We start from the raw sequence: 17,455 nt of genomic DNA on the forward strand, positions 1-17,455 counted from the left end.
ACCTTGGGGCGCCGGGGATGGACATTTCAGATTTGTGAGGGGGGCGACGGGCGATGCACGGCCTATGGACGAGCGATCCGACGCGGCGGAGCCGCCGGCGGCGACCCTGGCGCACGACCGCGCGCAGACGCGGCCATCACACCGGCCACCGCAGCCACCAGCAACGCAAACACACCGGCCGCAGGCGGTGTGCGCACCCGGCGCACCGGGACCGTCGGGACCCGGGAGCGGCGCGGACCGGGAGGCCCCGGTGAGCGCGCCGCCGTCCATGACGAGCACCCTCGACGGAGCGGTGCGCGCGCCGCACCCGCAGGACGCGCCGCCGCCCCGCCGCCCGGCCGCCCGCATGAGCACGCTGACGGAGCAGCTCGTCCTCGCCGTCGTCTGCGCGGGCTACGCCGCCGGATCCGCGCTCGACTGGGGATCGGACCAAGTCGCGCTGATCATGGGCGACTTCGGGCTGAGCGCCGCGGCGGGCACCGCCGCCGTCTCCTGCTTCCTGTACGGCCGCACCGCGCGCGTGCGCTTCCGGCCCGCCTGGATGCTCTTCGCGCTGTCCTCGGCGATGGCCGCTCTCGGCAACGCGGTCTGGGGCTGGTACGAGGTCGTCCTGGGCCGTCCCGTGCCCAGTCCCAGCTGCGCCGACCTGTTCTTCCTGTGCTTCGCGCCGCCCGCCATCGTGGGCCTGCTGGTCCTCGCCAAACGCCCGGTGACGAGAGCGGGCTGGATCTGCCTGGGGCTGGACGCCTGGCTGATCGGCGGCTCGCTGCTCACCCTCTCCTGGAGCCTCGCGCTCGCCCAGGCGGCCCGCTTCGACGGGCCGAGCGTGGCGCACGCCGCGCTGTCGCTGGCCTATCCGCTGCTCGACATCGCGCTCGTCAGCATGGTCCTCGCGCTGCACTTCCGCCGCGCGCCGGGCAACCGCACGGCGGTGAACACGGCCATCGGGGCGCTCGCGCTGACCGTGATGTGCGACGCGCTGTTCACCTCACCGCTGCTGCACAGCAGTTACCGTTCCGGACAGCTGCTGGACGCCGGCTGGTTCGCGGGTTCGCTGCTGCTCGCCTACGCCCCCTGGGTCGCGCCCAGGCTGCGAAGCGCGGCCGCGGCCCGCCTGCCCGACGGGCACACCCGGGTGGTCCACGAGCACCTGCCCGGGCAGCGCGGCACCGGCCACCACCACCTGCCTGCGCCTGCGCCTGTGCCTGCGCTCGTGCCTGCGCCTGCCCCCGTGCCTGTGCCTGTGCCTGCGTCCGCGCCGGCGGGTGAGCACAGAAGTGAGCACAGCCGGTACCCGGCCGGACGCCCGCTCACCGGCTCCCTCGCCGCCCTCACCCCGTACCTCGCCGCGGCCGTGTGTACCCTGGGCATCCTGTACAACGTCCTGAACGGCCGCAGGCCCGACCACGTGGTGCTGATCACCGCGGGTGGCGTCGTGCTCGCGCTCGTCATCCGGCAGGGCATCATGCTGCTGGACAACATCACCCTCACCCAGGAACTGGCGCAGAAGGAGAACCACTTCCGCTCCCTGGTCCAGGGCTCCAGCGACGTCATCATGATCGCCGCGCCCAACGGCATCCTGCGGTACGTCTCCCCGGCCGCCGCCGGTGTCTACGGCCGGCCCGCCGAGGATCTGGTGGGCTCGGAGCTGGCCGCGCTCATCCACCCGGAGGACCTGGGCTGTGTGGTGCACGAGCTGCGCCGCTTCCTCGCCGCCAGCCCGCCGGAGGAGCCCACCACCCGCATCGAGTGCCGGTTCCGCTCCGGCGACGGCGGCTGGCTCAACGTCGAGTCCACCGTCAACCGGCACCACGGCGGCCTGATCTTCAACAGCCGGGACGTGACCGAAAGAGTGCGGCTGCAGGCGCAGTTGCAGCACAACGCCGAGCACGACCCGCTGACCGACCTGCCCAACCGCGCGCTGTTCACGCGGCGCGTCCAGCAGGCCCTGTCCGGCCGCCGCGCCACCGACCGGGGCGCCGCCCTGCGCGGTACGGCGGTGCTCTTCATCGACCTGGACGGCTTCAAGGCCGTCAACGACACGATCGGGCACCAGGCCGGGGACGAACTGCTCGTCCAGGCCGCCCGCAGACTCCAGGACGCCGTCCGGCACGGGGACACCGCTTCGCGGCTCGGCGGCGACGAGTTCGCGGCCCTGATCGCCGGGGACGGGACCCGCGACCGTGCCGCCCGGGAGCACAACATCCTGGAGCTCGCCGACCGCCTCAGGGCCACCCTCTCCCAGCCGTACGCCATCGGCGGCAACGATGTCCGGGTCAACGCCTCCATCGGGGTCGCCTTCGCCGAACCGGGTCTCGGCGCGGGGGAGCTGCTGCGGAACGCCGACCTCGCGATGTACCGCGCGAAATCGGCGGGAAAGGGCCGCGTCGAGCTGTACAGGCCACAGATGCAGCAGGACGTCGTACGCAAGGCGGAGCTGGCCACCCGGCTGCGCGCCGCGCTGCACGACGGCGAGTTCGCGCTGCTGCACCAGCCGGTGGTGTCCCTGGAGAACGGCCGGATCACGGCGGTCTGCGCGCAGGCGCGCTGGCGCTCCTCACAGGGGGTGCTGTTCACGCCGGCCGAGTTCCTGCGGGTGGCCGAGGACGGAGACAAGACCGCGGAACTGGACCGCTGGATCTTCCAGGAGGCGGTGGAGCAGGCCGCCGAGCGGGCCGCCACCGGGATCGTCGTACCCGTGGCGGTCCGGATGAGCGCCCGGCGGCTGCTGGACCGCTCGATGCCGCTCGGCTCGGTGGAGGCGCTGCTGACCCGGCACGGGCTGCCGCCGGGCGCGCTGGTCATCGAGCTGTCCGACACCGATCCCCGGCTCGGCCTGGAGGAGCTGGAGCGGCGGCTGACCGCACTCAGCAGGCTCGGGGTGCGGATCGCGCTGGACGGGTTCGGCAGTGGTTACGCGGCCATCACCGCCCTCAGGCGGCTGCCCGTGGACATCCTCAAGCTCGACCGCGGGCTGGTCGAGGGGGTCGTGGAGTCCGCCCGCCTGCACAAGATCACCGGTGGGCTGCTGCGGATCGCCGGCGACCTCGGGCTGCAGTCCGTCGCCGAGGGCGTGGACCTGCCCGAGCAGGTGGTCGCGCTGCGCGCGCTGGGCTGCACGCACGGGCAGGGCATGGCGTTCACGGGCCCGCTGGACGAGTACCGGCTGCGCCGGGCGCTCGGCTCGGGGCACTATCCGGTGCCCCACGCACCGGCCGAGCCGGTCTTCGCGGGTGGTGTGAGAGAGCCGCAGGGGCGCGTCGGTGTCGAGGGGGTCACCGCGCGGCGGCCCGAAGGGCTGAGCGCGGTGGTGGCCTCGACCCCGAGTGGCGCGCCCCGTAGGTGAACGAGCCGTGGAGAGGGGTGCGGGAACGTGCACAGGGGGTGCTGCCGCCGCCGTCCGGGCGGCGGCACCCTTCGTTCATATTCTGAGACTCCCGTCCCACCCACTTGACACGTGGTGTGTGCCGGAGGGAGGGTCAGTGCCATGCGCACCCGAATTCTCGTACTTGGACAGCGCGTCGGCTGAGCTGGGGCCCACCGGAGGACGATCCGGAATCCCCAGCGACCTCACCGGCGCGCTCCCCTCGCTTGCCTTGCGGCACGAGGGGTTTTTTGTTGCACGAGTGCCTTTCGTGCAGCGCTCGAACTCCGCCCGAACCTCGCAAAAACCCTCAGCATCGAGAAGAGAATGCCGATGACCGAGCAGGCCACCGGGGCCCACCATCCGCAGCCGCGGCCCCGTTCCGGAGGACACCACTCCGCCACCGTCGAGCACGTGACGGGTGCGCAGTCCCTCATCCGCTCCCTCGAGGAGGTCGGCGCGGACACGGTGTTCGGCATTCCCGGCGGTGCGATCCTCCCGGCGTACGACCCGCTGATGGACTCCACCCGGGTGCGGCACGTCCTGGTCCGTCACGAGCAGGGCGCGGGGCACGCGGCCACGGGATACGCGCAGGCCACCGGCAAGGTCGGCGTCTGCATGGCCACCTCGGGGCCGGGCGCCACGAACCTGGTGACGCCGATCGCCGACGCGCACATGGACTCGGTCCCGCTGGTCGCGATCACCGGCCAGGTCGCCTCGAAGGCGATCGGCACGGACGCCTTCCAGGAGGCGGACATCGTCGGCATCACCATGCCGATCACCAAGCACAACTTCCTCGTCACCAAGGCCGAGGACATCCCGCGGGTCATCGCGCAGGCGTTCCACATCGCCTCCACCGGCCGCCCGGGCCCGGTCCTGGTCGACATCTCCAAGGACGCCCTGCAGGCGCGGACCACGTTCTCGTGGCCGCCGGTGATGGACCTGCCCGGCTACCGCCCGGTGACCAAGCCGCACGCCAAGCAGATCCGCGAGGCGGCCAAGCTGATCACCGCCGCCCGCAAGCCCGTCCTCTACGTCGGCGGCGGCGTCCTCAAGGCACAGGCCACCGCCGAGCTGAAGGTCCTCGCCGAACTCACCGGAGCGCCCGTCACCACCACCCTGATGGCGCTCGGCGCGTTCCCCGACAGCCACCCGCTGCACGTGGGAATGCCGGGCATGCACGGTGCGGTCACCGCCGTCACCGCGCTGCAGAAGGCCGACCTGATCGTCGCCCTCGGAGCCCGCTTCGACGACCGCGTCACCGGCAAGCTGGACAGCTTCGCCCCCTACGCCAAGATCGTCCACGCCGACATCGACCCGGCCGAGATCGGCAAGAACCGCGCCGCCGACGTGCCGATCGTCGGTGACGCCCGCGAGGTCATCGCCGACCTGGTCCAGGCCGTGCAGAAGGAGCACAGCGAGGGCCACAAGGGCGACTACACCGCCTGGTGGAGCGACCTCAGCCGCTGGCGCGACACCTACCCGCTCGGCTACGACCAGCCCGAGGACGGCTCGCTCTCCCCGCAGGCGGTCATCGAGCGCATCGGGCAGCTCGCCCCGGAGGGCACGATCTTCGCGGCGGGCGTCGGCCAGCACCAGATGTGGTCCGCGCACTTCATCCAGTACGACAAGCCCGCCACCTGGCTGAACTCCGGCGGCGCCGGGACGATGGGCTACGCGGTCCCGGCCGCCATGGGTGCCAAGGCCGGCCGGCCGGAGCAGGCAGTCTGGGCGATCGACGGCGACGGCTGCTTCCAGATGACCAATCAGGAACTGACCACCTGCGCCCTCAACAACATCCCGATCAAGGTCGCCATCATCAACAACGGCGCTCTCGGGATGGTCCGCCAGTGGCAGACCCTCTTCTACAACCAGCGCTACAGCAACACCGTGCTGCACAGCGGCCCCGACGACGTCAACCCGCAGGCCAAGGGCACGCGGGTGCCGGACTTCGTGAAGCTGTCCGAGGCGATGGGCTGTGTGGGCCTGCGCTGCGAGCGCCCGGAGGACCTGGACAAGGTCATCGCGGAGGCGAACTCCATCAACGACCGGCCCGTCGTCGTGGACTTCATCGTCCACGAGGACGCGATGGTGTGGCCGATGGTCGCCGCCGGCACCTCCAACGACGAGATCCTGGCCGCCCGGGACGTCCGCCCCGACTTCGGCGACAACGAAGACGACTGAGCGAGAGAGACCTAGAGATCATGTCCAAGCACACGCTCTCCGTCCTGGTGGAGAACACGCCGGGCATCCTCGCCCGGATCGCCGCCCTGTTCTCCCGCCGAGGCTTCAACATCGACTCGCTCGCGGTCGGTGTCACGGAGCACCCCGACATCTCCCGCATCACCATCGTGGTGGGCGTCGAGGACCTGCCGCTCGAGCAGGTCACCAAGCAGCTCAACAAGCTCGTCAACGTGCTGAAGATCGTGGAGCTGGAGCCCGGCCAGGCGGTTCAGCGCGAACTCGTTCTGGTGAAGGTGCGCGCCGACAACGAGACCCGCTCCCAGATCGTGGAGATCGTCCAGTTGTTCCGCGCCAAGACGGTCGACGTCTCCCCGGAGGCCGTCACCATCGAGGCCACCGGTTCCGGCGAGAAGCTGTCCGCCATGCTCAAGATGCTGGAGCCGTACGGCATCAAGGAGCTGGTGCAGTCCGGCACGATCGCGATCGGCCGCGGCGCCCGCTCGATCACGGACCGCTCGCTGCGCGCTCTGGACCGATCCGCGTAAGGCTGGAGACGGGCGGTCGGCGCATCGCCGGTCGCCCGTATGCCGAGACCCCCGAACTTCCCTTCCCCTCACCGGCATACGGTGGGACGCACCATCTGCACACCAAGGAGAGAACCCAAAGTGGCCGAGCTGTTCTACGACGCTGACGCCGACCTGTCCATCATCCAGGGCCGCAAGGTCGCGGTCATCGGCTACGGCAGCCAGGGCCACGCCCACGCGCTGTCGCTGCGTGACTCCGGTGTGGACGTGCGGGTCGGCCTGCACGAGGGCTCGAAGTCCAAGGCCAAGGCCGAAGAGCAGGGCCTGCGCGTGGTGACCCCGGCCGAGGCCGCCACCGAGGCCGACGTGATCATGATCCTGGTCCCGGACCCGATCCAGGCCCAGGTCTACGAGGAGTCCATCGCCCCGCACCTGAACGACGGCGACGCCCTCTTCTTCGGTCACGGCCTCAACATCCGGTTCGGCTTCATCAAGCCCCCGGCCGGTGTGGACGTCTGCATGGTCGCCCCGAAGGGCCCGGGCCACCTGGTGCGCCGCCAGTACGAGGAGGGCCGCGGTGTGCCGTGCATCGCCGCCGTCGAGCAGGACGCCTCCGGCAACGCCTTCGCGCTCGCCCTGTCGTACGCCAAGGGCATCGGCGGCACCCGCGCCGGTGTCATCAAGACGACCTTCACCGAGGAGACCGAGACCGACCTGTTCGGTGAGCAGGCCGTTCTGTGCGGTGGCACCGCCGCGCTGGTCAAGGCGGGCTTCGAGACCCTGACCGAGGCCGGCTACCAGCCGGAGATCGCCTACTTCGAGTGCCTGCACGAGCTGAAGCTGATCGTGGACCTCATGTACGAGGGCGGCCTGGAGAAGATGCGCTGGTCCATCTCCGAGACCGCCGAGTGGGGCGACTACGTCACCGGCCCGCGCATCATCACCGACGCCACCAAGGCCGAGATGAAGAAGGTTCTCGCCGAGATCCAGGACGGCACCTTCGCCCAGGCCTGGATGGACGAGTACCACGGCGGTCTGAAGAAGTACAACGAGTACAAGCAGCAGGACTCCGAGCACCTGCTGGAGACCACCGGCAAGCAGCTGCGCAAGCTGATGAGCTGGGTGAACGAGGAGGCGTAAGCCTCGTGACAGGGGCCGGGGCGTACCGCTCCGGCCCCTGTTGTCCACCCCGTCCAGCCCCGGACGGGTGATCCTTCCGCGGAGGCGTATTACGGCCACCGCCACGCCACTAGACTGCTGCACAACACGCGTCAGGCCCACAGCGTCGTGCGTCTTCCGCGGCTAGCCCCTCCACCGCCTGCGGCCGTCGGGACGGCCGTCCGCATTGGACTTGTGAGGACTCACGTGAGCTCGAAACCCGTCGTACTCATCGCTGAAGAGCTGTCGCCCGCGACCGTCGACGCGCTCGGCCCGGACTTCGAGATCCGGCACGCCAACGGAGCCGATCGTGCGGAACTGCTCCCCGCCATCGCCGACGTCGACGCGATCCTGATCCGCTCCGCCACCAAGGTCGACGCGGAGGCCATCGCCGCCGCCAAGAAGCTGAAGGTCGTCGCGCGCGCCGGCGTCGGCCTGGACAACGTCGACGTCTCCGCCGCCACCAAGGCCGGCGTGATGGTCGTCAACGCCCCGACCTCCAACATCGTGACCGCCGCCGAGCTGGCCTGCGGTCTCATCCTCGCCACCGCCCGCAACATCCCGCAGGCCAACGCCGCGCTGAAGAACGGCGAGTGGAAGCGCAGCAAGTACACGGGCGTCGAGCTGGCCGAGAAGACGCTCGGCGTGGTGGGCCTGGGCCGCATCGGCGCCCTCGTCGCGCAGCGCATGTCCGCCTTCGGCATGAAGGTCGTCGCGTACGACCCCTACGTGCAGCCCGCGCGGGCCGCGCAGATGGGCGTCAAGGTGCTGTCCCTGGACGAGCTGCTCGAGGTCTCCGACTTCATCACCGTCCACCTCCCCAAGACCCCCGAGACCCTCGGCCTCATCGGCGACGAGGCGCTGCGCAAGGTCAAGCCCAGCGTGCGCGTCGTCAACGCGGCCCGGGGCGGCATCGTCGACGAGGCGGCGCTGTACGCGGCGCTCAAGGAGGGCCGGGTCGCCGGCGCCGGCCTCGACGTGTACGCCAAGGAGCCCTGCACCGACTCCCCGCTGTTCGAGCTGGACCAGGTCGTGTGCACCCCGCACCTCGGCGCCTCCACCGACGAGGCCCAGGAGAAGGCGGGCATCGCCGTCGCCAAGTCCGTCCGCCTGGCGCTCGCCGGTGAGCTGGTACCGGACGCGGTGAACGTCCAGGGCGGTGTCATCGCCGAGGACGTCAAGCCCGGTCTGCCGCTCGCCGAGCGCCTCGGCCGCATCTTCACCGCGCTCGCCGGCGAGGTCGCGGTCCGCCTCGACGTCGAGGTCTACGGCGAGATCACCCAGCACGACGTGAAGGTGCTGGAGTTGTCCGCGCTCAAGGGTGTCTTCGAGGACGTCGTCGCCGAGACCGTGTCGTACGTCAACGCCCCGCTGTTCGCGCAGGAGCGCGGCGTGGAGGTCCGCCTGACCACCAGCTCGGAGTCGGCCGAGCACCGCAACGTGGTGACCGTGCGCGGCACGCTGGGCACCGGCGAGGAGGTGTCGGTCTCCGGCACGCTGGCCGGTCCCAAGCACGTCCAGAAGATCGTGGCGGTCGGGGACTACGACGTCGACCTCGCGCTCGCCGACCACATGGTCGTCCTGCGCTACGAGGACCGTCCGGGTGTCGTGGGCACCGTCGGCCGCATCCTCGGCGAGGCGGGCGTCAACATCGCCGGCATGCAGGTCGCCCGCGCGACGGTCGGTGGTGAGGCGCTGGCGGTCCTGACCGTGGACGACACGGTCTCCACCGGTGTGCTGGCCGAGGTGGCTTCGGAGATCGGGGCCACGTCGGCCCGCTCGGTGAACCTGGTGTGACCCACTCGCCGGTGTGACCCACTGGCACCGAGACGACGGACGGGCCGAGGGAGACCTCGGCCCGTCCGTCGTTGTTCACCGCCCTACTTACCGCCCTCACCGGGCTCGATCCTCCGCAGCGTGACCGCCGCTCCCACCGCCGACAGCGCGAGCAGCACGGCCCCGGCGATCATCGCCCCCTGCATGCCGCCGGTGAAGGAGTGCCGGGCCGCGTCGAGCAGCGTCTCACCGGTGCGGCCGGGCAGCCGGCCGGCCGTGGCGAGGGCACCGCCCAGGGTCTCGCGGGCCTGGTCCGGGGCGGTCGCCGGCATCTCGTGGCGGTAGACGGCCGTGCCGATGGAGCCGAGGACCGCCATGCCGAGCGCGCCCCCGAACTCGCTGCTGGTCTCCAGCAGCGAGGAGGCCGTGCCCGAGCGCTCCGCCGGGGCGCTGCTCATGGCGAGGTCGGTCAGCTGCGACATGATGGCGACCGCCCCGCAGGCCAGGACGCCGGTCCCGGCCAGGACCAGGCACAGGGAGTCGGTGCCCGCCCCCGCCATGAGCCCGTAACCGGCCGCCATGACCGCGAAGCCGCCCGCGACGACGTACCCGCGGTTGACGCCCCGCTGGACGAGCTGCGTGGTGACCGGACCGGCGGCGCCGATGAACACCGAGGGCAGCAGGCTCCACAGTGCGGCCGAGAGCGGGCTCTTGCCGAGGACCGACTGCAGGTACTGCGTGGTGAAGACGGCCGAGCCCATCACGCCGAGGGCGGCGACGAGGTTGAGGACCAGCGCCGGGGCGAAGCCGCGGCCCTTCAGCAGGGCCGGCGGGATCAGCGGGGAGCCGGTGGTGCGCTGGCGGTGGACGAACAGCGCCGCGAAGAGCAGGCCGACGGTGACCGAGACGACGTACTGCGGGTGCCAGCCCTCGGAGGGGATCTCCTTCAGGCCGTAGACGACGGGGAGCACGGCGGCCATCGACAACGGCACGCTCGGCCAGTCGAAGCGGCCGGGCCCGGGGTTCTTCGACTCCGGCAGCAGCACCGGGCCGAGGACCAGCAGCAGCGCCATCGCCGGCAGGTTGACCAGGAAGACCGACCCCCACCAGAAGTGCTCGACGAGGATGCCGCTCATCACCGAACCGAGGGCGATGCCGCCGGTCATCACGCCGGACCACAGCCCGATCGCCTTGGCCCGCTGGGTGGGGTCGGTGAACATCGTGCGCAGCATGGCCATGGTGGACGGCATCAGGGTGGCGCCGCCGACGCCGAGGACCGCGCGGGCGGCTATCAGGGTCTCGGCGCTGTCGGCGTAGGCCGCGAGGAGCGAGGCGGCGCCGAAGGCCGCGGCTCCCAGGAGAAGGAGTCTGCGGCGGCCGATGCGGTCGCCGAGGGAGCCCATCGTCATCAGCAGACCGGCCAGGACGAAGCCGTAGATGTCGAAGATCCACAGTTGCTGGGTGCCGGTCGGGTGCAGGTCAGCGCCGATCGCGGGGGTCGCGAAGTACAGGACGGAGACGTCCATCGAGACCAGCAGCAGCGGCAGCATCAGCACGCCGAGAGCGGTCCACTCGCGGGCTCCGGCACGGGTGGGCGAGGGCGGGGGCGAGATCGGGATGGTGCTGGTCGCGTTCGTCATGCCGAGGAATGTACGCGTGTCTTATACGCTTGTCTAGAACATTCGTTTAAGACGTACGTCTAATACGTGCGTCTGATCCCGGGAGTAGGGTGACGGGCATGGGACACCGTGAGGATCTGCTCGAGGGCGCCAAGAGGTGCCTGCTGGAGAAGGGCTTCGCGCGCACGACCGCGCGGGACGTCGTCAAGGAGTCGGGGACCAACCTCGCCTCGATCGGCTATCACTACGGCTCCAAGGACGCGTTGCTCGCGCAGGCCTACGTGTCCCTGGTCGAGGGCATGTCGGAGGCGTTCACCGGCGAGGCGAACGCCGGGCTCACCGCCGCGCCGGGTTCCCTCGAACGCTTTCAGGAGATGTGGTCCAACATCATCGCCACCATGCGGGAGCCGGGTTCGTTCTGGCGGCTCAGCGCGGAGATCGTGGCCGTGGGCGACCAGCTCCCCGAGGCGCGCGACCATCTCGCGAAGGCGCAGCGGGAGGGCTCACGCGCGTTCGTCGCCCTCATGGCGGACGTGTCGGAGGACGAGGTCACGGAGGACGCCGTGGACACCCTCGGCGCCTTCTACACCGTCATGATGTCGGGGCTGATCTCCCAGTGGTCCTTCGCGCCGGGGACCGCGCCCGGGGCCGAGCAGCTCACGGAGGGCCTGCGCAGGCTGATCCAGGGCGCCGCGAAGAGCTGACCCGACCGTCCGGCCGCTTTCCGCGACCGGCCGGCCGGAGCAGGTCACAGGCGGGCTCGCTTCAGCGCCATGTGCAGCAGCAGCCGGTCCTCTCCGTCGTCCAGGTCCAGGCCGGTCAGCTGCTCCACCCGGGACAGGCGGTAGTACAGCGTCTGGCGGTGGACGCCCAGCTCGGCGGCGGTGCGGCCGGCCTGCCCGGCGCAGTCCAGGTAGACCTCGGCGGTGCGGGCCAGCTCGCGGTGGGCGGGGGAGAGGAGCGGACCGACCGCGGGATCGTGGGCGGCCTGCGGCGGCAGCGCGGCCAGCAGCCGGTACGGCCCGATGCGCGCCCACTCGGCGACCGGCCCGAACCGCGGCTCGGCCAGCGCGGCCCGCGCCGCCGCGCAGGCCTCCTGCCAGACCGCGCCCAGCTCGGCGAGACCGGTGCGGGGCTCGCCCACCCCGGCGGCGTGCGGGGCGGACCCGGCGGCACCGGGGAATCCCGCGGCGCCAGAGGACCTCGCGGTGACGGCCGCGGCCGCGGCCGCCCGGGCCCCGGCACCGCGCGCCCCGGGCCCCGGCGCCGCCTCCGCCTCCTTCAGTAGCCGGGCCGCAGCCGCCAGGGCCGGCGCGCCCACGTCCGCCGAGCGCAGCCGCACCAGCACCGCCAGGCTCTGGGCCGTCGCACCCCACGGAACGGTGCACAGGGCCGCGGCGTGCGGAACCGTGCGCGGCGAGGGGGCGTCGTCGGGGTCGGCCGCGGGCCACGGGGCCACGCAGACCAGGGTGTGCGGGCCGTCCGCGCGGGGCCCGAGGGCGGTGCGCAGCTCGGCCACCGCCATGTCCCGCTGCCAGCCGCCCTCCGCGGTGAGCACCGCCCGCAGCTCCCGGCTCAGCCCGGCCCCCGCCTGCGCCTCGTCGGCGAGCAGCGCGCCGATCCGGCCCGTCACCTGCATGGCGGCGGCCAGCTGCGCGTCCGTCGGCCCCGGATCCCCGTCCAGCAGCCAGACGTAGCCGAGCACGACCCCCCGGTGGCGCACCGGCAGGCAGACCCGTCCGCGGTACACCCCCGCCTCGGTGCTCGGGGGGATCCGGACCGGCCCTGCCGCGCGGGTGATGCCGAAGCCCTCGAACCACGTCCGCACCGCCGCGGTGGAGCGCCGGGACAGGATCGAGCGGGTGCGCACGGGGTCCAGGGCGGAGGGGTCGAGGTCGCCCTCGCTGTCGTACGCGCCGAAGGCGATCAGCTCGAAGTCCCGGTTCTCCAGGGTCGCCGGGGCGCCCAGCAGCTCGGAGATCTCGTCCACGAGCTCCTGGTAGTCACCCTTGTAAGCGGCCGTCACTCGGGCATTCTCCCGCATTTGCGGCCGCCTTCATACATCTGTCTGAGATCCAGGGCACGGATGCGTGACAGCTGTCGATGGCTCACGATCGAAGAGATCCCTAGGTTTCACGGTGGTTCTCCGTGCCGTACCCGAATCGTCGGGTGGCGGCCTCGTATGGGTTGGTATGTGGAGGTGCCCCGTGCTGGGTCCCGTGATTCTCGCCGCGTCGCGCAGCGACCGGATGCGACGCCTGATCTCGGCGGCCCCGGTGACCAAACAGGTGGTCGACCGCTTCATACCCGGTGAGACCGTGGCCGACATCGTCCCGATCGTCGAGGAGCTGACGGCCAAGGGCCTGGAGCTGACGATGGACGTCGTCGGCGAGGACATCACCACCCCCGAACAGGCCGGTGCCGCCCGGGACGCCTATCTGGCGCTGATCGACCGGCTGCGTGACCTCGGTCTGGGCGAGCGGGTCGAGATGTCCGTCAAGCTCTCCATGTTCGGGCAGGCCCTCGACGGCGGCCACGAACTGGCGCTCGCGAACGTCCGTCCGGTCGTCGAGGCCGCGGCGGCCATCGGTACGACGGTCACCCTGGACGCCGAGGACCACACCACCCTGGACTCGATGTTCGCCATCCACGAGGAGCTGCGGAAGGACTTCCCGCAGACCGGCTGTGTCATCCAGGCCTACCTCTTCCGCACCGAGGCCGACGCCCGCCGCCTGGCGGAGTCCGGCAGCCGGGTGCGGCTGGTGAAGGGCGCCTACAAGGAGCCCGCCGAGGTCGCCTACCAGCAGAAGCACGAGATCGACAAGGCGTACGTCCGCATCCTCAGGACGCTGATGGAGGGCGAGGGCTACCCGATGATCGGGTCCCACGACCCGCGCCTGATCGCGATCGCCCAGGAGCTGGCCCACAAGGCCGGCCGTAAGCTCGACGAGTACGAGTTCCAGATGCTGTACGGCATCCGCGGTGACGAGCACCTGCGGCTGGCCGCCGAGGGCCACCGTATGCGCGTCTACACCGCCTACGGCACCGACTGGTACGGCTACTTCATGCGCCGTCTCGCCGAGAAGCCGGCCAACCTCCGGTTCTTCGTCCGCAGCATGATCAGCAAGGGCTGAGCCCGAACACCCGCTCACGTACAAGGAGTTACGGATCTCATGGACGCTGTGACCCAGGTCCCCACCCCCGTCAACGAGCCGGTGCACGGCTACGCCCCCGGCTCGCCCGAGCGCGCCCGCCTGGAGGTCAAGCTCAAGGAGCTGGCCGAGAACCCGATCGACCTGCCGATGACCATCGGCGGCGAGAAGCGCATGGGCGGCGGCGAGACCTTCCAGGTCGTCCAGCCGCACAATCACAAGGCCGTCATCGGCACGCTCCGCAACGCCACCCGGCAGGACGCGCAGGACGCCGTCGACGCGGCCCTCGCCGCCGCGCCGGCCTGGCGCGCGATGGCCTTCGACGACCGCGCCGCGATCATCCTGCGCGCCGCCGAGCTGCTGGCCGGCCCGTGGCGCGAGACGATCGCCGCCTCCACCATGCTCGGCCAGTCGAAGACCGCCCAGCAGGCGGAGATCGACAGCCCCTGCGAGCTGGTCGACTTCTGGCGCTTCAACGTCCACTACGCCCGCCAGATCCTCGCCGAGCAGCCCCCGGCGAACTCCCCGGGCGTCTGGAACCGTCTGGACCACCGCCCGCTCGAGGGCTTCGTCTACGCGATCACGCCGTTCAACTTCAGCGCGATCGCCGCGAACCTGCCCACCGCCCCGGCCCTGATGGGCAACGTGGTCGTGTGGAAGCCGTCCCCGACCCAGACCCACGCCGCCGTGCTGCTCATGCAGCTGCTGGAGGAGGCCGGTCTGCCCAAGGGCGTCATCAACCTCGTCACCGGCGACGGCATCGAGGTCTCCGAGGTGGCCCTGGCCCACCGCGACCTCGCGGGCATCCACTTCACCGGTTCGACCAAGACCTTCCAGTACCTGTGGAAGACGGTCGGCAACAACATCGAGAAGTACCGCGCCTACCCGCGTCTGGTCGGCGAGACCGGCGGCAAGGACTTCCTGGTCGCCCACCCGAGCGCCGACCGCGCCATCCTCAAGACCGCCCTCACCCGTGGCGCCTTCGAGTACCAGGGCCAGAAGTGCAGCGCGACCTCCCGCGCCTACATCCCGGCCTCCATCTGGAACTCCGGGTTCAAGGAGGAGTTCGCGGCCGAGGTCGACTACCTGACCATGGGTGACGTCACCGACCTGTCGAACTTCGTCGGCGCCGTGATCGACGAGCGTGCCTTCGCCAAGAACAAGGCCGCCATCGATCGCGCCAAGGAGGACCCGACCTGCACGATCGTGGCCGGCGGTTCCTACGACGACTCGGTCGGCTACTTCGTCCGCCCGACCGTCATCGAGTCCACCGACCCGGAGAACGAGGTCTTCCGCACCGAGTACTTCGGCCCGATCCTCGGCGTGTACGTCTACGAGGACGACAAGTACGACGAGATGCTGACCCAGATGGAATCGGTGTCGGACTACGCCCTCACCGGTTCGGTCGTCTCCAACGACCGTGCCGCGGCCGCGTACACGATGGAGAAGCTCCGCTTCGCCGCGGGCAACTTCTACATCAACGACAAGTCGACCGGCGCCGTCGTCGGCCAGCAGCCCTTCGGCGGCGGCCGCGCCTCCGGCACCAACGACAAGGCCGGTGCCCCCCAGAACCTCCTGCGCTGGACGCTGACCCGCGCCATCAAGGAGACCCTGGTCCCGCCGACCGACTACGCGTACCCGCACATGGGCTGATCGCTCCCTCACCGGCCGACGGGCCGGGAAGCCTGACCTCTCGGGGCAGGCTTCCCGGCCCGTCGCCGTTCTCCGGGCTCGCCGGCGCCCCCGACACCGCCCGGGAACCGGTCCTCGACCGGCGGGCCGGCGACGCCGCCTGACGCGGTCTCGTCAGGGGGACGTCGATCCGCGCCCTGCGCTCCCTCGGCCGGACCACCCCCGAACGCACGAAGACGCAGCTCAGCGCCGTGTGACCGGTCCCGCCGTCTCAGATAGTAGGAAGTCCGAGTAATTGTGCAGACAGACGCGGCCGGCTCACTTAGCTTTGAAGTAGCCGAACGTCTCGCTCGATCCAGCGAACGGCGATCGTGAGCCGGGCCCCGTGCAGGCAACCCCTGCGGCCGCCGCTCCCCGCCACTTCCGGCGTCTCGCAACCCCCAGTGCCGTACTCCACGTTTGCCGAAGGAGTCGATTTCCATGGCCGAGACGACCGTCCGCCGCCGAGTCCGCCACGTGTCCCACACGAGCGATTCCGACCGTAAGAACGCCGCCGACGCCCTCCAGCGTGCCCTCGACCGCCGGGACAACGGCGGCGAGACCGGCCACTGACCGGTCCCTGTCCCTGACCGGCCCTCACCGGCCGGGCCGCGCGAGACGCGGCGGGGTCCTCATCCACCCCGCCGTACCTCGAACCGGTCGGTCCACCCCTCCCACGTACGGGTGAACACGGGACGGCCGGCCGGCACCGGGACACGACACGATGTCCGCATGGCGGACAGGCCATGTCATCCCCTGGGACGAGGAGTAGGGTGCCCGGCATGTCTCGCAGCATCAATCTCGCAGTGATCCCCGGTGACGGCATCGGCCAGGAGGTCGTGGCCGAGGGTCTCAAGGTCCTCTCCGCCGTCCTGCCGCAGGATGTGAAGCTGGAGACCGCGGAGTACGACTTCGGCGCCCGGCGCTACCACGCCACCGGTGAGACCCTCACCGACGCCGACCTCGACGCACTGAAGCAGCACGACGCCATCCTGCTCGGCGCGATCGGCGACCCGTCGGTGCCGTCCGGCGTCCTGGAGCGCGGCTTCCTGCTGCGGCTCCGCTTCGCCTTCGACCACCACGTCAACCTGCGGCCGTCGAAGCTGCTCCCGGGCGTCGCCACCCCGCTGGCGGGCCAGCCGGAGATCGACTTCGTCGTCGTCCGCGAAGGCACCGAGGGCCCGTACACGGGCAACGGCGGCACCATCCGCAAGGGCACCGAGCACGAGGTCGCCACCGAGGTCTCCGTCAACACGGCCTACGGAGTCGAGCGCGTGGTCCGCGACGCCTTCGCCCGCGCCCAGGCCCGCCCGCGCAAGAAGCTCACGCTGGTCCACAAGAACAACGTGCTGACCTTCGCCGGGCACCTGTGGACGAACGTCTTCAACCGGGTGGCCGAGGAGTTCCCCGAGGTCACGACCGACTACATCCACGTCGACGCGGCGACGATCTACCTCGTCACCGACCCGGCCCGGTTCGACGTCATCGTCACCGACAACCTCTTCGGCGACATCATCACCGACCTCGCCGCGGCCGTCTCCGGCGGCATCGGCGTGGCCGCCTCCGGCAACATCGACCCCACCCGCGTGTTCCCGTCGATGTTCGAGCCGGTCCACGGCTCGGCCCCGGACATCGCCGGACAGGGCAAGGCCGACCCGACCGCGACGGTCCTGTCCGTCGCCCTGCTGCTGCGCCACCTCGGTTACGAAGCGGAGGCCGAGCGCATCGACGCTGCGGTCACCGCCGACCTGACCGAGCGTTCCGCGCTCGGGGCGCGCGGCACCGCGCGGATCGGCGACGCGCTCGCCGCCCGGGTAGCCGGCTGACCCGGCGCTCCGTCAGCACAAGCCGCCGGGTCACCACACCCGGCGGCTTCCTCGTGTCCCCGCCGGGTGCCACCATCGACCCCTGGACCGCACTCACCCCCGTTCCGTCCGCTCCGGGCGCCGCGCGATAATCGAACGCGGAGCCGCGGTATGAGGGAAAGCTCGGACGTCCTAGCACTGA

12 protein-coding genes are annotated in these 17,455 nt (G+C 71.1%); 10 read left to right on the forward strand and 2 right to left on the reverse strand.

The features are described 5' to 3' along the window. Positions 1-250: 250 nt before the first annotated feature. The 5 genes from ACGFT2_RS15440 (at position 251) to serA (ending at position 9,027) form a co-directional block, all read left to right on the forward strand. Positions 251-3,346, forward strand: a complete 3,096-nt coding sequence (locus ACGFT2_RS15440) for a putative bifunctional diguanylate cyclase/phosphodiesterase (RefSeq protein ID WP_393278016.1) — start codon at positions 251-253, stop codon at positions 3,344-3,346. Between the two features lie 351 nt (positions 3,347-3,697). Further along, positions 3,698-5,548: an acetolactate synthase large subunit gene (locus ACGFT2_RS15445; RefSeq protein ID WP_393278018.1), complete on the forward strand. Its 1,851-nt coding sequence runs from the start codon at positions 3,698-3,700 to the stop codon at positions 5,546-5,548. A gap of 20 nt (positions 5,549-5,568) precedes the next feature. Continuing rightward, the gene (ilvN, locus tag ACGFT2_RS15450; protein ID WP_201843191.1) at positions 5,569-6,093 is read left to right on the forward strand and encodes an acetolactate synthase small subunit; all 525 of its coding nucleotides are present in this window, start codon (positions 5,569-5,571) and stop codon (positions 6,091-6,093) included. A 120-nt stretch (positions 6,094-6,213) separates the two neighbouring features. Further along, the gene (gene ilvC / locus ACGFT2_RS15455) at positions 6,214-7,212 is read left to right on the forward strand and encodes a ketol-acid reductoisomerase (RefSeq protein ID WP_393278021.1); all 999 of its coding nucleotides are present in this window, start codon (positions 6,214-6,216) and stop codon (positions 7,210-7,212) included. Positions 7,213-7,437: 225 nt separating this feature from the next. After that, entirely contained in the window at positions 7,438-9,027 is a 1,590-nt protein-coding gene (gene serA, locus ACGFT2_RS15460) for a phosphoglycerate dehydrogenase (RefSeq protein ID WP_393278023.1), read from the forward strand. Positions 9,028-9,110: 83 nt separating this feature from the next. On the opposite strand, the gene ACGFT2_RS15465 is transcribed toward serA, so the two are convergent. Then, a complete protein-coding gene (locus tag ACGFT2_RS15465; RefSeq protein WP_393278025.1) occupies positions 9,111-10,646 on the reverse strand; it encodes an MFS transporter in 1,536 nt (511 codons plus the stop codon). 98 nt (positions 10,647-10,744) lie between these two features. Between ACGFT2_RS15465 and ACGFT2_RS15470 the strand changes: the two genes are divergently transcribed. Continuing rightward, complete coding sequence (locus ACGFT2_RS15470) at positions 10,745-11,329, forward strand: TetR/AcrR family transcriptional regulator (RefSeq protein ID WP_393278027.1); 585 nt, start codon at positions 10,745-10,747, stop codon at positions 11,327-11,329. A gap of 44 nt (positions 11,330-11,373) precedes the next feature. On the opposite strand, the gene ACGFT2_RS15475 is transcribed toward ACGFT2_RS15470, so the two are convergent. Then, positions 11,374-12,669, reverse strand: coding sequence for a PucR family transcriptional regulator (locus ACGFT2_RS15475; RefSeq protein ID WP_393278029.1), 1,296 nt, complete (start codon positions 12,667-12,669; stop codon positions 11,374-11,376). A gap of 163 nt (positions 12,670-12,832) precedes the next feature. Between ACGFT2_RS15475 and ACGFT2_RS15480 the strand changes: the two genes are divergently transcribed. From ACGFT2_RS15480 to ACGFT2_RS15495, 4 genes are all read left to right on the forward strand, one after another. Beyond that, a complete protein-coding gene (locus ACGFT2_RS15480; protein ID WP_393278031.1) occupies positions 12,833-13,759 on the forward strand; it encodes a proline dehydrogenase family protein in 927 nt (308 codons plus the stop codon). 39 nt (positions 13,760-13,798) lie between these two features. Next, a complete protein-coding gene (pruA, locus tag ACGFT2_RS15485; RefSeq protein WP_393278033.1) occupies positions 13,799-15,430 on the forward strand; it encodes an L-glutamate gamma-semialdehyde dehydrogenase in 1,632 nt (543 codons plus the stop codon). A gap of 459 nt (positions 15,431-15,889) precedes the next feature. Further along, the gene (locus ACGFT2_RS15490; protein ID WP_393278035.1) at positions 15,890-16,021 is read left to right on the forward strand and encodes a hypothetical protein; all 132 of its coding nucleotides are present in this window, start codon (positions 15,890-15,892) and stop codon (positions 16,019-16,021) included. 209 nt (positions 16,022-16,230) lie between these two features. After that, the gene (locus tag ACGFT2_RS15495; protein WP_393278037.1) at positions 16,231-17,274 is read left to right on the forward strand and encodes a 3-isopropylmalate dehydrogenase; all 1,044 of its coding nucleotides are present in this window, start codon (positions 16,231-16,233) and stop codon (positions 17,272-17,274) included. The last annotated feature ends 181 nt before the right edge of the window (positions 17,275-17,455 follow it).

Source organism: Streptomyces sp. NPDC048514 (assembly GCF_043199955.1).
Lineage (GTDB): Bacteria > Actinomycetota > Actinomycetes > Streptomycetales > Streptomycetaceae > Streptomyces.

What these genes read in the sequence shown, in the direction of transcription:
- ACGFT2_RS15445 (WP_393278018.1), top strand. Translation starts at nt 3,698, where the DNA reads ATGACCGAGCAGGCCACCGGGGCCCACCATCCGCAGCCGCGGCCCCGT.
- ilvN (WP_201843191.1), top strand. Translation starts at nt 5,569, where the DNA reads ATGTCCAAGCACACGCTCTCCGTCCTGGTGGAGAACACGCCGGGCATC.
- ACGFT2_RS15465 (WP_393278025.1), bottom strand. Translation starts at nt 10,646, where the DNA reads ATGACGAACGCGACCAGCACCATCCCGATCTCGCCCCCGCCCTCGCCC.
- ACGFT2_RS15470 (WP_393278027.1), top strand. Translation starts at nt 10,745, where the DNA reads ATGGGACACCGTGAGGATCTGCTCGAGGGCGCCAAGAGGTGCCTGCTG.
- ACGFT2_RS15475 (WP_393278029.1), bottom strand. Translation starts at nt 12,669, where the DNA reads ATGCGGGAGAATGCCCGAGTGACGGCCGCTTACAAGGGTGACTACCAG.
- pruA (WP_393278033.1), top strand. Translation starts at nt 13,799, where the DNA reads ATGGACGCTGTGACCCAGGTCCCCACCCCCGTCAACGAGCCGGTGCAC.
- ACGFT2_RS15490 (WP_393278035.1), top strand. Translation starts at nt 15,890, where the DNA reads ATGGCCGAGACGACCGTCCGCCGCCGAGTCCGCCACGTGTCCCACACG.
- ACGFT2_RS15495 (WP_393278037.1), top strand. Translation starts at nt 16,231, where the DNA reads ATGTCTCGCAGCATCAATCTCGCAGTGATCCCCGGTGACGGCATCGGC.